Source organism: Paenibacillus flagellatus (assembly GCF_003217775.1).
GTDB classification, from domain to species: Bacteria; Bacillota; Bacilli; order Paenibacillales; family NBRC-103111; genus Paenibacillus_AB; species Paenibacillus_AB flagellatus.
The window spans coordinates 1-14,858 of record NZ_QJVJ01000004.1; the positions used below are offsets into that span (position 1 = coordinate 1).

General features: G+C 60.2%; 14 protein-coding genes and 1 pseudogene. 9 read left to right on the forward strand and 6 right to left on the reverse strand.

Annotated elements, in window-relative coordinates; genetic code table 11:
• Positions 1–224: 224 nt before the first annotated feature.
• The 4 genes from DLM86_RS09570 to DLM86_RS09585 all read left to right on the forward strand — a co-directional run bounded on the left by DLM86_RS09570 (position 225) and on the right by DLM86_RS09585 (position 4,315).
• Positions 225–656 carry a hypothetical protein gene (locus DLM86_RS09570; protein WP_110839791.1) on the forward strand — a complete coding sequence of 144 codons (432 nt, stop codon included), beginning with the start codon at positions 225–227 and terminating at the stop codon, positions 654–656.
• On the forward strand, positions 653–931 hold the full coding sequence (locus DLM86_RS09575) for a YxcD family protein (RefSeq protein ID WP_110839792.1): 279 nt from the start codon (positions 653–655) through the stop codon (positions 929–931). The genes DLM86_RS09570 and DLM86_RS09575 overlap by 4 nt, the downstream gene beginning before the upstream one ends.
• Before the next feature lie 160 nt (positions 932–1,091).
• Positions 1,092–3,149, forward strand: coding sequence for a glycoside hydrolase family 15 protein (locus tag DLM86_RS09580; protein WP_110839793.1), 2,058 nt, complete (start codon positions 1,092–1,094; stop codon positions 3,147–3,149).
• Positions 3,146–4,315, forward strand: a complete 1,170-nt coding sequence (locus DLM86_RS09585) for a glucose 1-dehydrogenase (protein ID WP_110839794.1) — start codon at positions 3,146–3,148, stop codon at positions 4,313–4,315. The genes DLM86_RS09580 and DLM86_RS09585 overlap by 4 nt, the downstream gene beginning before the upstream one ends.
• A 66-nt stretch (positions 4,316–4,381) precedes the next feature.
• Here the strand turns inward: DLM86_RS09585 and DLM86_RS09590 are convergent, their stop codons facing one another.
• On the reverse strand, positions 4,382–5,230 hold the full coding sequence (locus DLM86_RS09590; protein WP_110839795.1) for an ornithine carbamoyltransferase: 849 nt from the start codon (positions 5,228–5,230) through the stop codon (positions 4,382–4,384).
• A gap of 211 nt (positions 5,231–5,441) precedes the next feature.
• On the opposite strand from DLM86_RS09590, the gene DLM86_RS09595 reads away from it, so the two are divergent.
• The 4 genes from DLM86_RS09595 (at position 5,442) to DLM86_RS09610 (ending at position 9,042) form a co-directional block, all read left to right on the forward strand.
• Positions 5,442–7,355 carry a glycosyl hydrolase family 18 protein gene (locus DLM86_RS09595; protein WP_110839796.1) on the forward strand — a complete coding sequence of 638 codons (1,914 nt, stop codon included), beginning with the start codon at positions 5,442–5,444 and terminating at the stop codon, positions 7,353–7,355.
• Positions 7,356–7,485: 130 nt separating this feature from the next.
• On the forward strand, positions 7,486–7,974 hold the full coding sequence (locus DLM86_RS09600; protein WP_110839797.1) for a GNAT family N-acetyltransferase: 489 nt from the start codon (positions 7,486–7,488) through the stop codon (positions 7,972–7,974).
• Positions 7,975–8,076: 102 nt separating this feature from the next.
• Complete coding sequence (locus DLM86_RS09605) at positions 8,077–8,631, forward strand: hypothetical protein (protein ID WP_146250188.1); 555 nt, start codon at positions 8,077–8,079, stop codon at positions 8,629–8,631.
• A gap of 21 nt (positions 8,632–8,652) precedes the next feature.
• Entirely contained in the window at positions 8,653–9,042 is a 390-nt protein-coding gene (locus tag DLM86_RS09610; RefSeq protein WP_110839799.1) for a DUF4352 domain-containing protein, read from the forward strand.
• Between the two features lie 39 nt (positions 9,043–9,081).
• On the opposite strand, the gene DLM86_RS09615 is transcribed toward DLM86_RS09610, so the two are convergent.
• Together DLM86_RS09615 and DLM86_RS33080 are read right to left on the reverse strand one after the other, a co-directional pair.
• Positions 9,082–10,974, reverse strand: coding sequence for a thioredoxin domain-containing protein (locus tag DLM86_RS09615; protein ID WP_342773067.1), 1,893 nt, complete (start codon positions 10,972–10,974; stop codon positions 9,082–9,084).
• 47 nt (positions 10,975–11,021) lie between these two features.
• The gene (locus tag DLM86_RS33080; protein WP_342773068.1) at positions 11,022–11,198 is read right to left on the reverse strand and encodes a DUF255 domain-containing protein; all 177 of its coding nucleotides are present in this window, start codon (positions 11,196–11,198) and stop codon (positions 11,022–11,024) included.
• Positions 11,199–11,533: 335 nt separating this feature from the next.
• On the opposite strand from DLM86_RS33080, the gene DLM86_RS09620 reads away from it, so the two are divergent.
• On the forward strand, positions 11,534–11,740 hold the full coding sequence (locus tag DLM86_RS09620) for a hypothetical protein (protein WP_110839800.1): 207 nt from the start codon (positions 11,534–11,536) through the stop codon (positions 11,738–11,740).
• A gap of 47 nt (positions 11,741–11,787) precedes the next feature.
• Here the strand turns inward: DLM86_RS09620 and DLM86_RS33180 are convergent.
• The 3 genes and pseudogenes from DLM86_RS33180 to DLM86_RS09640 form a co-directional block, all read right to left on the reverse strand.
• Positions 11,788–12,048, reverse strand: a pseudogene (locus DLM86_RS33180) (gamma-glutamyl-gamma-aminobutyrate hydrolase family protein).
• Between the two features lie 65 nt (positions 12,049–12,113).
• Positions 12,114–13,226, reverse strand: a complete 1,113-nt coding sequence (locus tag DLM86_RS09635) for a Gfo/Idh/MocA family protein (protein WP_158289413.1) — start codon at positions 13,224–13,226, stop codon at positions 12,114–12,116.
• A complete protein-coding gene (locus tag DLM86_RS09640; protein ID WP_110839803.1) occupies positions 13,223–14,842 on the reverse strand; it encodes a thiamine pyrophosphate-binding protein in 1,620 nt (539 codons plus the stop codon). The genes DLM86_RS09635 and DLM86_RS09640 overlap by 4 nt, the downstream gene beginning before the upstream one ends.
• Positions 14,843–14,858 lie beyond the last annotated feature (16 nt).

Here is a 14,858-nt window from a genome sequence, read left to right on the forward strand (position 1 = left end):
AGGGGGGAGTTATCCCCATGTGGATATTGGTTTCAAAATTTCGCTGGTCCCACTCCCACTTATTCACAGTTGTTGATCCGCTCCTGGATGATCGCCACCGCATTCTTATGCGCTTTCGAAATTCAGGTTGAAATTTTCTTATAAAAAGTGAAACCGTTGTCGAGGCTATTCGTAGAACAAGACGTAAGGCAAATTTTATAGGCACTAACAGGAGGGTAATGGGAATGAAAAAATGGATGCTGGTACTGATGGCTTGCCTGGTCGTCGTCGCTTTCAGCTCGCCGGAGCAAGCGGACGCGAAGCCGAAATCCGGCGGTTATAAGTCCGGCAGCAAGAGCTATTCGCCGACGACCCCGAATGACGGCGTGTCGAAAACCGATCCGGGCAAGACGACGTCGAATACGTCGACGCCGGCTACGGCGGGTACGAAAACCGGCGGATTTCTCGGCGGCGGCGGCGGTTTCATGAAAGGCTTGATGCTCGGCGGCTTGGCCGGCATGCTGTTCGGCGGTCTGTTCGGCGGTATGGGCTTCTTCGGCAATCTGCTCGGTCTGCTCGTGAACGTGATGGCGATCTTCCTCGTAATCGTGCTCGTCCGCTCCATCTACGTCTACTTCCGCGACCGCAATAAGATGAAGAAGAGATTCCAAGAATGATACTGAACGAACAAGAAATCATCAACGCGATTTGCGTCCATATGGCGGAGCGCAAAGGCGTTCAGCCGACGCAGGTCAACGTCCAGCTCGAGTGGGACGAAAATCTCGGGTTCTCCGCGGAAGTCGTGATCGACGGACGCTCGCAATATTTGGTCGAGGCGAACATGCTGGAGGCGATCGAGCGGTATGTGCTGAACACGTACAACCGCCGCGTCTTCCGAAGCGATTTGGAGCTCGATGTGGAAGACGAAATGTTTTGCGTTGTCAAAGAGTAAGCCGACAAGCGGCTCCTCTGCAAGAAGAACGTTCCGGAAGGCATGATCCGGGACGTTCTTTTTTTTGCCGCGCTCGCCGGCAGCGTCCGTCCGCATGCATGAACAAGACCCGGTTGGGAACAGTAACCTTAGCAACCGGAAAAAGGAGGCGACATGCCGGATGGCACGCGATTTACCGATCGGCAACGGCAACATCCATATCAATTTCGACAGCGGCTATCGGATCCGCGACATCTACTACCCTTACGTCGGCTTGGAAAACCATTCGCCCGAGCTCGTCTCCCGCTTCGGCGTTTATTGCGACGATCGCTTTCAATGGCTGGACGATCCCGCCTTCGCCCAGACCAAGTCGTATTGGGACGACACGCTCATTACGAACGTCGAGTGCGAGCATGCCGGGCTCGGCCTTTCGCTGCGCATCCAGGACGGCGTCGATTCGGAGAGCGACGCGATGTTCCGCAAGCTGACGGTGCGCAACCGGCAAAACCGCGAGCGGACGGTCAAGCTCTATTTTCATCTCAACCTGAACCTATACGGTTCGGCGTTCGGGGATACCGTCTACTACGATCCGGACTTGAAGTCGTTGGTGTTCTACAAGGGCGCCCGCTACATCTCGCTTTCGGGCCGCCAAGACGACGCCGGCGAAACGGGATTGTCCGGATACGCGGCGGGACAAAAAGGAATTCGCGGCCTGGAAGGCACATGGCGGGACGCCGAAGACGGGGCGCTCGGCGGCAACCCGATCTCGCAGGGGGCGATCGACGGCGTGGCCGAGCTTGTCCTGAAGGTGCCCGCGAACGGCGAGGCGAACGGCTGGTTTTGGCTCTGCTTCGGAACAAGCGTGAAGGATATCGTCCGGCTGGAGGCCGAGGTGCGGAGCGCCTCGCCCGTCGCCCTGTTCAAGCGGACGTACGACTACTGGCGGGGGTGGATCGCCGGCGACAAGCATACGTTCGAGCAAATCGAACCGGACCTCGTCTCCTTGTACAAGACGAGCCTGCTCGTGCTGCGAACCAACTTCGACAACCGGGGAGCCGTCATGGCCGCGAACGATTCGGACATTTTGAAGTTCGCCAAAGACACGTACTCGTACATGTGGCCGCGCGACGGCGCCTTGATCGCGCATTCGCTCGACCGCGCCGGGTTTCACCGGTATTCGCGCAAATTTTTTGATTTTTGCATCAGCTCGCTTTCGACCGAAGGGTTCCTCATGCACAAGTACAATGCGGACGGATCCGCCGGCTCCAGCTGGCACCCGTGGGTCAATGCGGCCGGAGAGAAGCAGTTTCCGATCCAGGAGGACGAGACGGCGCTCGTCGTATTCGCGCTGTGGCACCATCACCGGTTGGCGGGGACGACGGCCGATTCGCGCGACGATTACGACAAGCTCGTCGTACCCGCGGCGAGCTTCCTGCTGCAATACCGCGACGCATCGGGCTTGCCGCTCCCTTCCTACGATTTATGGGAGGAGCGATACGGCGTGCTGGCGTTTACCGTCTCCACCGTATACGCCGGCCTGCTCGCCGCCGCCGACTTTGCCGACACGCACGGCGACCGGCTTCGCCGCGAGCTGTACCGGGACGCCGCAGGCAAGATGAAGGAAGCCGTCGAAGCGCAAATGTATTGCGGCGACCGGCAGCGGTTCGTCCGGGCCTTGTATTGGAACGCGGACACCCGGTCGTACGAGCGCGACTATGCGATCGATGCGAGCATGTACGCCCTGTTCGACTTCGAGCTGTTCGCCGCGGACGATCCGCGCATCGAACGAACGATGCGGGAGATGAAGGAGAAGCTGTGGGTGCGCACCGACATCGGCGGCATGGCCCGTTACGAGAACGACTATTACCACCAGGTGAGCCGGGATATCGCGAACGTGCCGGGCAACCCATGGTTCATCTGCACGCTATGGTATGCGGAGTGGCTCATCGCCCGGGCCAAGACGGAGGACGAGCTGAACGAGCCGCTCGAGCTGATCCGCTGGGCGCGCCGACGGGCGCTGCCGACCGGCATCATGGCCGAGCAGATCGATCCGTATACGGGAGCTCCCCTTTCCGTTTCACCGTTGACTTGGTCCCACGCCTCGTTCATCAAGGTGCTCCAGGAGTACGACGCGAAACGGACCGCGCTGCGGGGCGGCGGCGGGTACAAGGAGTCGGAGCGGACGAAGAGCGACCGGGAGCTGCTCGTCACGTCGGGAACGGGAGGCGAAGCCCCATGAAGGCGATTGTCGCGAAACAAGTCAAAACGAAGCCGGAGCTTGCGCTGACCGACGTGCCGGAGCCGAAGCTCGGCCATCCCGGCGAAGCGCTTGTCCGGGTGCTCGCCGTCGGGCTCGACGGGACGGACCGGGAAATTTTGCAGCACGGATACGGCGAACCGCCGGAAGGCGAGACGGATTTGATTATCGGACACGAATCGCTAGGAGTCGTATTGGAAGCCGGCGCGGAGTCCGGGCTCGCCCCCGGCGATCTGGTCACCGCCCTCGTTCGCCGGCCGTGCCACGATCCGACGTGCGTCAACTGCCGCAACGGCCGGGCCGATTACTGCGAAAGCGGCCATTATACGGAGCGAGGCATCAAGGGCGCGAACGGCTTCCTGTGCGAAGCCTACAAGGAAGACGCCCGCTACTTGGTCAAAATCCCGCCCGAATGCGCGCCGTACGGCATGCTCGTCGAGCCTCAGAGCATCGTCGAGAAAGTATGGGACGAGGCGCAGCACATTCAGCAGCGGCTCGTCTGGGAGCCGAAAACGGCGCTCGTGCTCGGCTCCGGCCCGCTCGGTCTGCTCGCCGCCCTGACGTGCCGGACGCTCGGCCTCGAGACGTTCGTCTGGTCAAAGTCGCCGAACGACAGCTTGCCGGCGCAGCTCGTCCGCCGGATCGGCGCGTCCTACCGCCCGGCTTCGGACGACCCGTCCGATACGCTGACGTCGTTCGTCCGCTCGACGGGAAGACGCATCGACCTCATCATCGAATGTACGGGCTACAGCCCGCTCGCCTTCGAGGCGATCGAGACGCTCGGGCCGAACGGCGTCCTGGCGCTGCTCGGCGTCACGCCGGGCTCGAGGGAAATCCGGATCGGGGCCGATCTGTTGAGCCGCGAACTCGTGCTCGAGAACAAATGCGTCATCGGCTCGGTGAACGCCTCGCGCAAACATTTCGAGACGGCGATTTACCGGCTTCAGCGGATGGAACGGGCGTACCCCGGCATTTTCGAATCGATTTTGACCGAACGGGTGACACTCGACGAGCTTCCTTCCTTCGACTTCGCCTCGACGCGGATCAAAGCCGTTGTCGACGTCGTCCACCCGTCCGGATGGCCGGACGCAGGCTGCGAGCACGCGGGGGGCACCGGTACGGGCATCAAATACAGCTTCTCGGTATGACCGCAACCGTCCGATGACGGAAACGCACGCCCCGGTGGCGTGCGTTTTTCGCGTTTGCCGTCGGCGTCATTGCAGGCCGAGGCAGGTCAGCACGATCGCTTGCTGCACGACGAGCAAATGGCTCTTGAACGAATAGCCGACGAAGCGATCCGAATCGATCGCGTCCGCCGACACCTCCTCTCCCCGGAAAAACGGCGGGCACGGGTTCAAAATCGCCCCTCGCTTCGCCGCCTTCATCCGTTCCAGCGTCACTTGATAGTTGGCGACGTATTCGGGCGTGCGGTACGCTTCCGGAAGCGAATCGGTGAGCACGACGTCGCTCTCCGCCAAAGCGTCCTCCAGCTCCGTGCGGAACGCGTAATTGCGATCGTTCCCCCTCAGCTCGTTTCCGCGCTCGCAAACATGAATGAACCGGAGATTCAACACTTTCGCGGCACTCGCCCACGATCGGGCGATATTGCCGGCCGGGCCGATAAACGTGTAGACGAGCTCCCGGTAATCGGGCCGCAAGCGGCGGATCGCGTACAGATCGGACAATATTTCGCAAGGATGGCTTTGCGACGTCATCGCATTGATGACCGGAATCGGAGCGCCGCACGCCAGCTCCTCCACGATCGCGTGATCGGGATGCCGGACGACGACGCCGTCGGCCCAATTCGCCAAGTACGCGAGCGCGTCGCCGGGCTTCTCCCTCTTCTCCAGCGTTTCCGGAGGAAACAGCACGCAATCTCCTCCCAGCTCCCGGATGCCCTTCTCGAACGTCGTTCTCGTCCTCAAGCTCGACGCGGGGAAGAACAGAACGAACGTTTTACCGGCGAGCTCCCGCTCCTTTCTCCCGCTACTCAGCCGGTCGGCCGTCTCGAACAGATCCGTTACGAAATCCTCGGAAAGATCGCTTATATCCAGCACATTCATTTGTCGGCCCCCTTCCTTTTTCACTGTTAGATTTGAATAAATATTCATTTCTTTGAATGTTTATTACTATACTCGCCTATCCGGTCTCCCTCAACCTCTTTTTTGCGGCGCGGCGCCGGTTCTCTCCGCTTCGTTTCTCGACTCTCGCAACTATTTGCCGAAACCGTCGTCTGATAGTATGCGAGACTTCCGCTCAGAAAGAGGTTGAGAGATGAAAGGGACGAAATGGATCGCCGCGCTGCTCGTCTCGGCGACGCTGCTGACCGCGCCGGCTGCCGCCTATGCCGCCGCGAACAAAACGACGAAGTACCGCGTCTACCAGAACGAAACGGCGGTCGCCGAGTTTTCCGACCTGAAGCAGGCGATCGCCCGCGCGCAATGGTACGAGGACAGCTACGTCGAAGATATCGGCACCCGGCAGTGGGTATGGAACAACTTCCCCCGCTTCAAGCTGTATCAATACGACGTATCGCTGCCGGATTGGGAGTTCGATACGCTCGAGGAGGCGAAGGCGGTCGGCCGCTACTACGGGCATGCCGCCATCCGGGACATGCAGTCGACCGGGTGGGTATGGAACAATTACCCGAAATACCGGCTCTATCAAGGAGACATCACGCTCGACCGGTGGGAGTTCGCGGAGCTGAAGGACGCGATTGCCGAAGCGGCTTATTATTTGAACGCCCACGTCATCGACCTGTCTACGAACCGGTGGGTCTGGGACAACATTCCGGTGGCGGAAAAAGAACAGCGCCGGCAAGGCGAACGCATTTACAACGTGTACCAGAACGGAACCACGCAGGACGGCTGGTCGTTCGCCTATTTGGAGGACGCCGTCAACGAAGCGTTGAAATGGTCCAACTCGATTGTCGTCGACTCGTCGAACGGCGGCAAAACGGTGTACGCCAACGAAAAACGGTATAAAGTGTATCAGAACGACACGTTGATCAACGAATTCGTCGGCATCGACGAAGCGATCGCTTATGCGCAATGGTTTTTACATATCGCCATCAAGCTCGACGGCAAAGAAATATGGAATAATTACCCTTATTACCAAGTGTATCAAAGCAATGAGCCGGTCGCGGAATTCAAGACGATCGCCGAGGCGCTGCAATATGCGCAGTGGTACAAAAACATTTCCATCCGCACGTACCACGGCGAGCGGATCTGGAACAATTCGCGCAAGCTGCTGTTCTGGGGCTGGAACGGTTCGTCGGCGGCCGACACGATCAAGAAGCAGGCGCAGACGACCGTCGGCCTCGACATCGACTCCCCGACCTGGTTCCAGCTGGCGGACGCCTCCGGCAACTTGAAGGACATGTCGAGCAAGGAATCGGTCGCCTGGCTCAAAAGCCAAGGCTACGCCGTTCATCCGCTCGTGAACAACCAATTCGATTCGGCGCTTACGACGCAGTTTCTCGCCAACCCGGCCGCGCAGACGACGTTCATCCAATCGCTCGTGGGCAAGGCGAGCGCCCTCGGCGTCGACGGGCTGAACATCGACTTCGAAAATTTGTCGGGCAAAGACCGCGCCGCCTTCACGGCATTCATCCGCTCGCTGACCGAGGCGGCCCATGCGAAGCAGCTGCTCGTCTCCGTCGACCTCCCTCGCGGCAGCGTGAAGTGGAACCATCAGACGGCGTTCGATCACGAGCAGCTCGGCGCCATCGTCGATTACGTCATCACGATGACGTATGACCAGCATTATTCCGGAAGCGAGAAGCCCGGCTCGGTATCCGGCCTGTCTTGGGCCGAGGAGGGCGTCAAAGAGTTTCTCCAATACGGCATTCCCCGGGACAAGCTGCTGATGGGCATCCCGTATTACGTCCGGGAATGGAAAATCAATGCGGCTACGGGAGCGCTCGAAAGCAACCGCGCCGTCTACATGAAGGACATCCCGGCGCTCATCGCCGCGAAGAAGGCGGTTTCGACGTGGGACGCCCAGTTCCAGCAATACAAGGTCGAGTACGAGGAAGCCGGGTACAAGTACGTGTTCTGGATGGAGTCCGCGGAGACGGTCCAAGCGCGCGTCGAGATCGCCAAGAAGTACGACTTGGCGGGTGTGGCGATGTGGAGGCTCGGCTTCGAGACGACGGACGTCTGGAACGCCATTTTGCCGAAGAAGTGAGGAAACGGAGAAGCGATCGCGCCGGTGCGGTCGCTTTTTTTTGGCCGGACCTTGTCGTAACAATGGCGTACCCGCCATGCGGAATCGCTGTATAATCGAGCTAGTAGAATAAACCGAGGAGGTATTGCCCATGTATGTCTGTCGACCGGCGACCCGAGACGATTTTCCGATCGTCGCCGCCTTTCCGCAATCCGAGGACGAGCTGTTCTTCATGTTTCCTTCCGCCGATTACCCCCTTAGGGCCGAACAGCTGGAAGCGAACGCCCGCGATCGGCTGTTCCCTACGGTCGTAACCGACGACGCCGGAGCCGTGGCGGGGTATGCGAACATTTACGGCTATACGGAAGGGAGCCATTGCTCGCTCGGCAACGTTATCGTGTCGCCCGACCATCGGGGCCGGGGAGCGGCTCGCTTCCTGATCGAGACGATGATCGCGAAGGCGCGCGACGAGCTGCGCGTCCCCCGTCTCGTACTGACTTGCCATCACCCGAATACGCGGGGGATGCTGTTTTACGACAAGCTCGGCTTCAAGCCGTTCGGCCTGAAGAAGATCACGAACCGCCGCGGAGACGTTATCGTGGGCATTTTGTTCGAAATGCATTTGCACGAACGCATCTAGGCTCGGGAGGCCGGGCGACGCTTCTGCGAATATTTTTCCTGCCGTTGACCGAATGCTATTCGGGGATGGAACGAATGATCCAATCGCAGGAGGATAACCCACATGATCTTGTCAGGAGCCCGAACCGCCTTGCTCGCCCTGCTGCTTGCGGGGTGTCAAAGCGTACCCGCCTTGGCCGCGCCGGAGAGCGCGCCGCCCAAATCGGTCATCGAGCCGAACCGCGTCGCCTCGGTCCAATCGCTGGAGCGAGCCGCCGACGAAATCGTCTTCGGCCGGTTCGACAGCGCCGACCGCGAGCAGGAGACGGGCCGTAAAGTGAGAGGCGGACGGCTCGTCAATTTCGTCCAGACGCTCCATGTGAAGACGACGCTCAAAGGAAAGCCCGAACGGCTGCTCCGGGTCGTCACGACCGGCATCGAGCCGCTCCCCGACGTAACCCATCCGCTCAATTCGACTTATCCCGGGCCGTTGTTCGAGGGCGAATACGTCTGTTTTTTGAAGAAGCTGAAGGGAACGGACTACTACGCGCTCGTCGGCGGCTGGCAGGGCGTCTACCCGGTCGAGGAAGGCAAAACGTACGCGTTCGAGGAAGCCGGCTTCCGCGAGCTGGCCGGGTTGTCGCTGGACGATCTCGCGAAGAAGCTGAAACGGCAATAGCAAGACGGAGGGCGACCCGGCGTGGTCGCCCTTCGCTTATGGTGCGGACGCTTGGGCGAGGCGTCTTTTTCTATATGCGGTCGTCCTTCCATACCGGAAACAAGCCCGTCGCTTTCGTCCCGACGTCGCAAGTCGACGTTTGCGATCGTAGATGTCTCCGTTGAAAATAAAGGCGATAAAGAGGCTTCGATTTCTTCGCTTATGCAAGTTTCCATGATCGACGGCGACGGATTCAAATACAATGTAAATGTTGTCGTTGAAGGAACGAAAGGCAGCTTCGACGGAAAGGTCGCTGCCGGACGCAGTTTGCGGGGTGAAGTTGGTTTCGAGGTACCGCAGACCGCCAAATCGTTGGAATTTATTTTTAGCGATCCGTTCAAAAAAGGCGAGTTGATTTGGAAAGCCAAGTAATAAAAATGCGTCTGTCCTCCGGGACAAGACGCATTTTTATTACTCGCCGAGCAGCTCCTCCAGCTCTTCCGGGTCATCGGTCGGCGACAGACAAGCGAAGTTTTCGCAAACGTACGCGGTCGGACGGCCGCCGATGGCCGCTTTGTCCCGGACGAGCGGAATCGTCTCGCGCACACGATCGCCGCGTTCCCCGTTCGGGACGAGGATGACGACGGCGTTCGGCATGAAGCGGCTTCGGACCGACTCGAGCATCCGCCGCGCGACCGGATGGTCGGGATCTCCCGCGATGACGATCTCCGTCGGAGGCGAGACGGCGAAGTCGAGCGCCGTCAGCAGCATCGCGTGTCCGCTCGGATACCGTTCGGCCGCGCCGGCGAACGCCTGCAGCAGTTCGTCCGCTTTTTGCGCAAGCTCCGCGTCGTATACGTATTTGGCCAGACGCTGCAAGTTATAGGCCGCCACCGAATTGCCGGACGGCATCGCCCCGTCGTACGTTTCCTTCATCCGCGCGAGCAGCTGCTCCGCATCTTGCCCGTAGAAGAACAGCCCTCCCCGCTCCTCGTCCCAGAACAGACGAAGCATGTCGCGAGCCAGCGACGTAGCCTTGCGCAAATAGTCCGGCTCGAACGTCGCCTCGTACAGCTCGATCAGTCCCCACAGCAGGTACGCATAATCGTCCGCATAGCCGGGGAACGCCGCTTCCCCGTCCCGGTATCGCGCCAGCAGCCGTCCGTCTTCCCGGCGAAGCTTCGTCCATAGGAACGATTCGGCCTTGGCGGCCGCTTCCGCATAGGCGGGGTGACCGAGAACTTTCGCCCCTTTGGCCAGCGCCGCGATCATCAGCCCGTTCCACGAGGTCAATATTTTGTCGTCCTTGTGCGGCCGTACGCGCTTCTCCCGGTACGCGAACAGCTTCTCCCTCCACGCCTTTCGCTTGACGTTCAGCTCCGCGGCGGACATCCCTTTTCGCACCGCGAACGTTTCCGGCACTTGGCCGATCAAATTCGGGATGCTGTGCCCTTCGAAATTGCCTTCCTCCGTAATGTCGTACAGCTCGCAAAACAGCTCGCCGTCGTCGACGCCCAGCGCCTCCGCCACTTCGTCCGGCTTCCAGACGTAAAACTTTCCTTCGACCCCCTCGGAGTCGGCGTCTTCGGCGGAATAAAATCCGCCTTCCGGATCGGTCATATCCCGCAGCACGTAAGCGAAAATATGTTCCGCGACTTCGGCGTACAGCGGCTTCTCCGTCGCCTGGTACGCTTCCGTATAGGCGATCGCGAGCAGCGCGTTGTCGTACAGCATTTTTTCGAAATGGGGGACGAGCCACTTGTCGTCGGTCGAATACCGGGCGAAGCCGAAGCCGATATGGTCGTACAGCCCGCCGCGGTACATCCCGTCGAGAGACCGTTCGACCATTTCGAGCGCGCGCGTTTCCCCCGTCCGCTTATAGTAACGGAGCAGCAGCGACAAATTGTGGGCGGACGGAAACTTGGGCGCGGAGCCGAAGCCGCCGAACGTTTCGTCGTACAGCTGCGCGTACTGCCTGTAGGCGCGATCGAGCGACTCCGCATTCAGCTCGCCGTCGAGGTTGGACAGCAGCTGCCGCTTCGTCTCTTCGACGATTTGCTCGCCGATCTCTTCGATCTTGTCGCGCTCGTCGCGCCATTTTTCCGCCAGCTGCGGCAGCAGGTCCATCAAGCCGTAGCGGCCGTACTTGCGCGTTTTCGGAAAATACGTCCCGGCGAAAAACGGCTTCTTGTCGGGCGTCAATATGACCGTAAGCGGCCAGCCGCCTTGTCCCGTCATCGACTGGCAGACGGACATGTACAGATGGTCGACGTCGGGCCGTTCCTCCCGATCCACCTTGACCGATACGAAATGCTCGTTCAAGAGAGCCGCGACTTCTTCGTCCTCGAACGATTCGCGCTCCATGACGTGGCACCAATGGCAGGTTGACGTAAGCCGCACCTTTCATCCAGCTAGGAATAGCCTATGGACAAAAATACCGGCTTACTCTCCCTTGCCGCTTTGTTGAAGGCTTCTTCTCCCCAAGGAAACCAGTTCACCGGATTAAATGCGTGTTGCAGCAGGTACGGCGATTTTTCTATAATCAGTCTGTTTGCCTTCCGATCCTTGTTTTCAACAAACTCTCTCATGGTCGATTTCATCTCCTTACCTTTTTTCAACTCAAGTGTACCCTTATTTTTACAAAAATAATAGAGCCGTAATTTTCAGCTTTTTCCGGTTCTTGAGGTTTGAATGGATCGAAAAGCCCGTTGGATTTTCGATTGCGTTTCCTGATAGCTTCGTTACTCGGATTGTTTTGGTAAACCACGGTTCGCATCTCCATATCGGCGCATGCCGTCGTGATTTCGCACGGCTTTCGCCTTCGAAGCATAAAAGTCGTTTGGGGTTTTGGGGAATTAACCTGGCGGGCATGTGGTGCTATAATAGTAGGGCAAATCTACTACATAAAGGGGCAAGATACAGAATGAATTACGTTACGAGTGGTCTTTTCGTAATCTCCGTGATCGCATACGTGGCGGGTGCGGTCATCTTGGGTATCATCAAGGCCGTCATGTTCTTCTCCGGCAAGTCCGTATTCACTCCAAAAAAAAATGCCAGACGGTTCTTGGGATATGGGCTGGCGGTGATCGTGGTTCTCGCTTTGATCCGTATGCTCGTGGTGCTGGTTTAGGGCAACGAAATATACCCCTGTGCGCTAGATATGGCGGCAGGGGTTCATTATTGTTTCACCAATTCTATATTACCACAGAACACGACGTTCAAAATTTGATGGCCGCGGCAAATGGCGAAGACGCGCTTTTCACGCCGCGCATAATCTCGCGGAACCGCAGTAGCTCCAGCCGGTCGCGCTCAATGGGAAGGATCGACGTCCGGGCCGCCGGTGACGAGCAAGCCGTCGCTTCCCTCGCACCGACGGCGGACATCGTCCTCGCCCAAGTTGAACGGGACGACAAGCGGGAGCGCCCCCGCTCTCCGCACGCCGTCGGCAGCCGTGCCGATTCAGCGAAACGCTCTGTTCTCCTCGAGATTGGCGTCTTCGACGATTAACGGCTTCCAGGCTCGCCCCTTCGTCCGCGCCGAACGTGCGCAAGAATGCCGTCCGTCGTATACCACGGGTCGTCCCTGCCGATTGGCAGCTTCACGCGCTCGCCAGTCGATGCCGATTTGTATAGGGCCGTAATGACCTCAATCACTCTTCGCGCCTCGGCACCGTCGACATCCGGGCTGCTTCCTTCCTCGATTGCCCGGAGCAGATCGCCGATGCAGGCCGCATGTCCCTTCGGTCCGTCCCCGATCTCGTCCGCCATCCGTGCCAGCTCGCGGACGCCCTCCTCATCGGGCACCATATGGCCGCGTTCGTCTTCCCTCACCGCGTGAAAGGAAAGCGGAATGCCGACCGCTCTGGTCGCCCCGGACAGCTTCAACGACACTTCCGTTTGAACCGAGTTCGCCGTACACGTCACTTGCCCGAGCGCCCCGCTGCGGAACCGGATCGTCGCCGCCGCGAAATCTTCCACCTCGATGCCGCGGCCGAACGTGTCCATCTCCGCAAGGACGCTTTCCGCGTCGCCAAGCAGCCAGACGAAGATGTCGAGCGGATGAATCGCCTGATTCATCATGACGCCTCCGCTCTGCTTCTCCCACGTCCCTCTCCACGCCGCCTCGTAATACGATTCGCCGCGCCAATACAGCCCGTTCATTTGGGCAAACCGGATGTCGCCCAACAAGCGGTTGTCCAGCATATGCTTGAGCTGGCGGTAATCCCGCCGGAACCTCCCCTGCAGCGAAACGCCCAAGGCGAGACCGCGCGCTTCCGCTTCCCCGATCATTTCGTCGCAATCCGCCAGCGACGGCGCGAACGGTTTTTCGCACAGCACGTGCTTGCCGGCCCGAAGCGCGTCCAGCACCGGCTCCTTATGGGCGAACGGGGGCGTGCATACCGAGACGATATCGATATCGTCTCTCGCGAGCAGCTCCCGCATGCTGCCGCAGACGTCGACGCCGCCGCCCATCCATCGAACGAGCTCGTCGGCGCTTTCCCGCCGCACATCATAAACCGCCCTTACGTCGCACCGCTCCGGAAACGCCCGGTAGCCGTTCACATGCGCGCGCGATATCGCGCCGCAGCCGATAATGCCGATTCCCTTTTGGTTCATTCCGGACCCTCGCTTAGTATAAAATCGACCAGAGCGGGCCCTTCGCATTCAAGCGCCCGTCTCCATGCGGCCGCCGCCTCCGGCCGGTCCGACGCTCGAAAGCCTTTTACCCCATAAGCTTCCGCCAGCTTGACGAAATCGGGACTGGACCGTTCCTTCCGGCCGTTCCGATTGAGCACGACCATTTTGATCGCAATGCGGTGAATGGCGCAGACGGCCATCTCCTGCGCGCACATTTGCATGCCCGCATCGTCGCATACGGCGACGACCGGCCGATCCGGGTACGCCATCAGCGCACCGATGGCGGCGGGAAGGCCGAAGCCCTTCACGTCCGCACCGAAAGGAGAAAGGACCGAGCGGGGACTTCCCAACGGAACCGCCCGCGCGATTCGGCTTCGCAGCGTCGCGTCTTCCGTCGTCACGATGGCGTTCGCCGGAATCGTCTCCCGCAGCAGCTCGACGATCGAGTCCGCCGTCAGCTTGTCGTGTTCGGAAGCCTGTTCGGGGCGTCCTCTCTTCGGCTCGGCCGGATGGCCCAGCCAGTCCGGAACGCGGCAATCCCGCAGCTCGCGGGCGGCTTCGGCCAGCAGCCTGCTCAGCTCCCCATAGCCGCGATACGCGATAGGGCCCATTCGAACGGATGCCGAGGAATCCGTATCCCAATGGACGATCGGCGTTCCGGCCGGCGGCGGCTCTCCTTCGAGCCAGAACCGTTCGTCGGGCCCTACACCGACCACGACAAGAGCATCGCAACGGCGCACGGCGTCGTCGAAGGCGGATTGGCCGTATGAACCGCCGCTTCCCGAAGACAAGTCCCGGTCCGCCGGAACGGAGCCGGCACCCGCCTCCGTCGTCGCGACCGGCATCCCCGTTTGCTCCACGAGCGCGAGCAGCTCCCGGTGGGCGTCCCCCAGCACGACGCCTCCTCCTGCCAGGAGAAGCGGCCTTTTCGCGGAAGCCAGCACTCGCCGCGCCGTTTCCCAGCGATCTGCGCTTCTTTCCGTCTTGATCTCCCAATCCGCCAAGCCCGCTTGCTCCCCGTAGCGAAATACCGTTCGATGCGACGAAACGTCTTTCGGCAGATCGATCAGGACGGGGCCCTTCCGGCCGCTGACGGCAAGCCGGAACGCTTTGCGGACGATGCCGGGAATATCGCCCGCACGGGTTACGTAAAAGCTGTGCTTCGTGATCGGCAGCGTCATGCCGATGATGTCCGCTTCCTGAAAAGCGTCGGTCCCCCGGCTCGTCAACGCGACGTTGCCCGTCACGACGACGAGAGGAACCCCGTCCTTGTAAGCGGCCGCGATTCCCGTGACGAGATTGGTCGCGCCGGGGCCGGAGGTCGCGATGCAAACGCCGACCTTGCCGGAAGCCCGGGCATAGCCGTCGGCCGCATGAATCGCCCCCTGCTCGTGCCGGGCGAGCATATGACGCAGTCCCGCAAAATCGTAAAAAGCGTCGTACACGTACAAGACGGCTCCTCCCGGATAGCCGAACACGCATTCCGTCCCTTCCAGCAGCAGGCAGCGAAGCAAAGCTTCGGCCCCCGATACGGGATCGGGCCGAAGCAGCTTCTCCCGCAGCCGTTCATCCGTAAGCGCTCCTCCGGCGGCCATGTCTCTCTCCCCCTAT

Bases quoted from the DNA above. Each gene is read 5' to 3' on its own strand.
- DLM86_RS09600 (WP_110839797.1), top strand. From the start codon at position 7,486: ATGTATGTCTGTCGACCGGCGACCCGAGACGATTTTCCGATCGTCGCC.
- DLM86_RS09590 (WP_110839795.1), bottom strand. From the start codon at position 5,230: ATGAATGTGCTGGATATAAGCGATCTTTCCGAGGATTTCGTAACGGAT.
- DLM86_RS33080 (WP_342773068.1), bottom strand. From the start codon at position 11,198: ATGAGAGAGTTTGTTGAAAACAAGGATCGGAAGGCAAACAGACTGATT.
- DLM86_RS09605 (WP_146250188.1), top strand. From the start codon at position 8,077: ATGATCTTGTCAGGAGCCCGAACCGCCTTGCTCGCCCTGCTGCTTGCG.
- DLM86_RS09595 (WP_110839796.1), top strand. From the start codon at position 5,442: ATGAAAGGGACGAAATGGATCGCCGCGCTGCTCGTCTCGGCGACGCTG.
- DLM86_RS09585 (WP_110839794.1), top strand. From the start codon at position 3,146: ATGAAGGCGATTGTCGCGAAACAAGTCAAAACGAAGCCGGAGCTTGCG.
- DLM86_RS09640 (WP_110839803.1), bottom strand. From the start codon at position 14,842: ATGGCCGCCGGAGGAGCGCTTACGGATGAACGGCTGCGGGAGAAGCTG.
- DLM86_RS09620 (WP_110839800.1), top strand. From the start codon at position 11,534: ATGAATTACGTTACGAGTGGTCTTTTCGTAATCTCCGTGATCGCATAC.
- DLM86_RS09635 (WP_158289413.1), bottom strand. From the start codon at position 13,226: ATGAACCAAAAGGGAATCGGCATTATCGGCTGCGGCGCGATATCGCGC.
- DLM86_RS09570 (WP_110839791.1), top strand. From the start codon at position 225: ATGAAAAAATGGATGCTGGTACTGATGGCTTGCCTGGTCGTCGTCGCT.
- DLM86_RS09615 (WP_342773067.1), bottom strand. From the start codon at position 10,974: ATGGAGCGCGAATCGTTCGAGGACGAAGAAGTCGCGGCTCTCTTGAAC.
- DLM86_RS09580 (WP_110839793.1), top strand. From the start codon at position 1,092: ATGGCACGCGATTTACCGATCGGCAACGGCAACATCCATATCAATTTC.
- DLM86_RS09575 (WP_110839792.1), top strand. From the start codon at position 653: ATGATACTGAACGAACAAGAAATCATCAACGCGATTTGCGTCCATATG.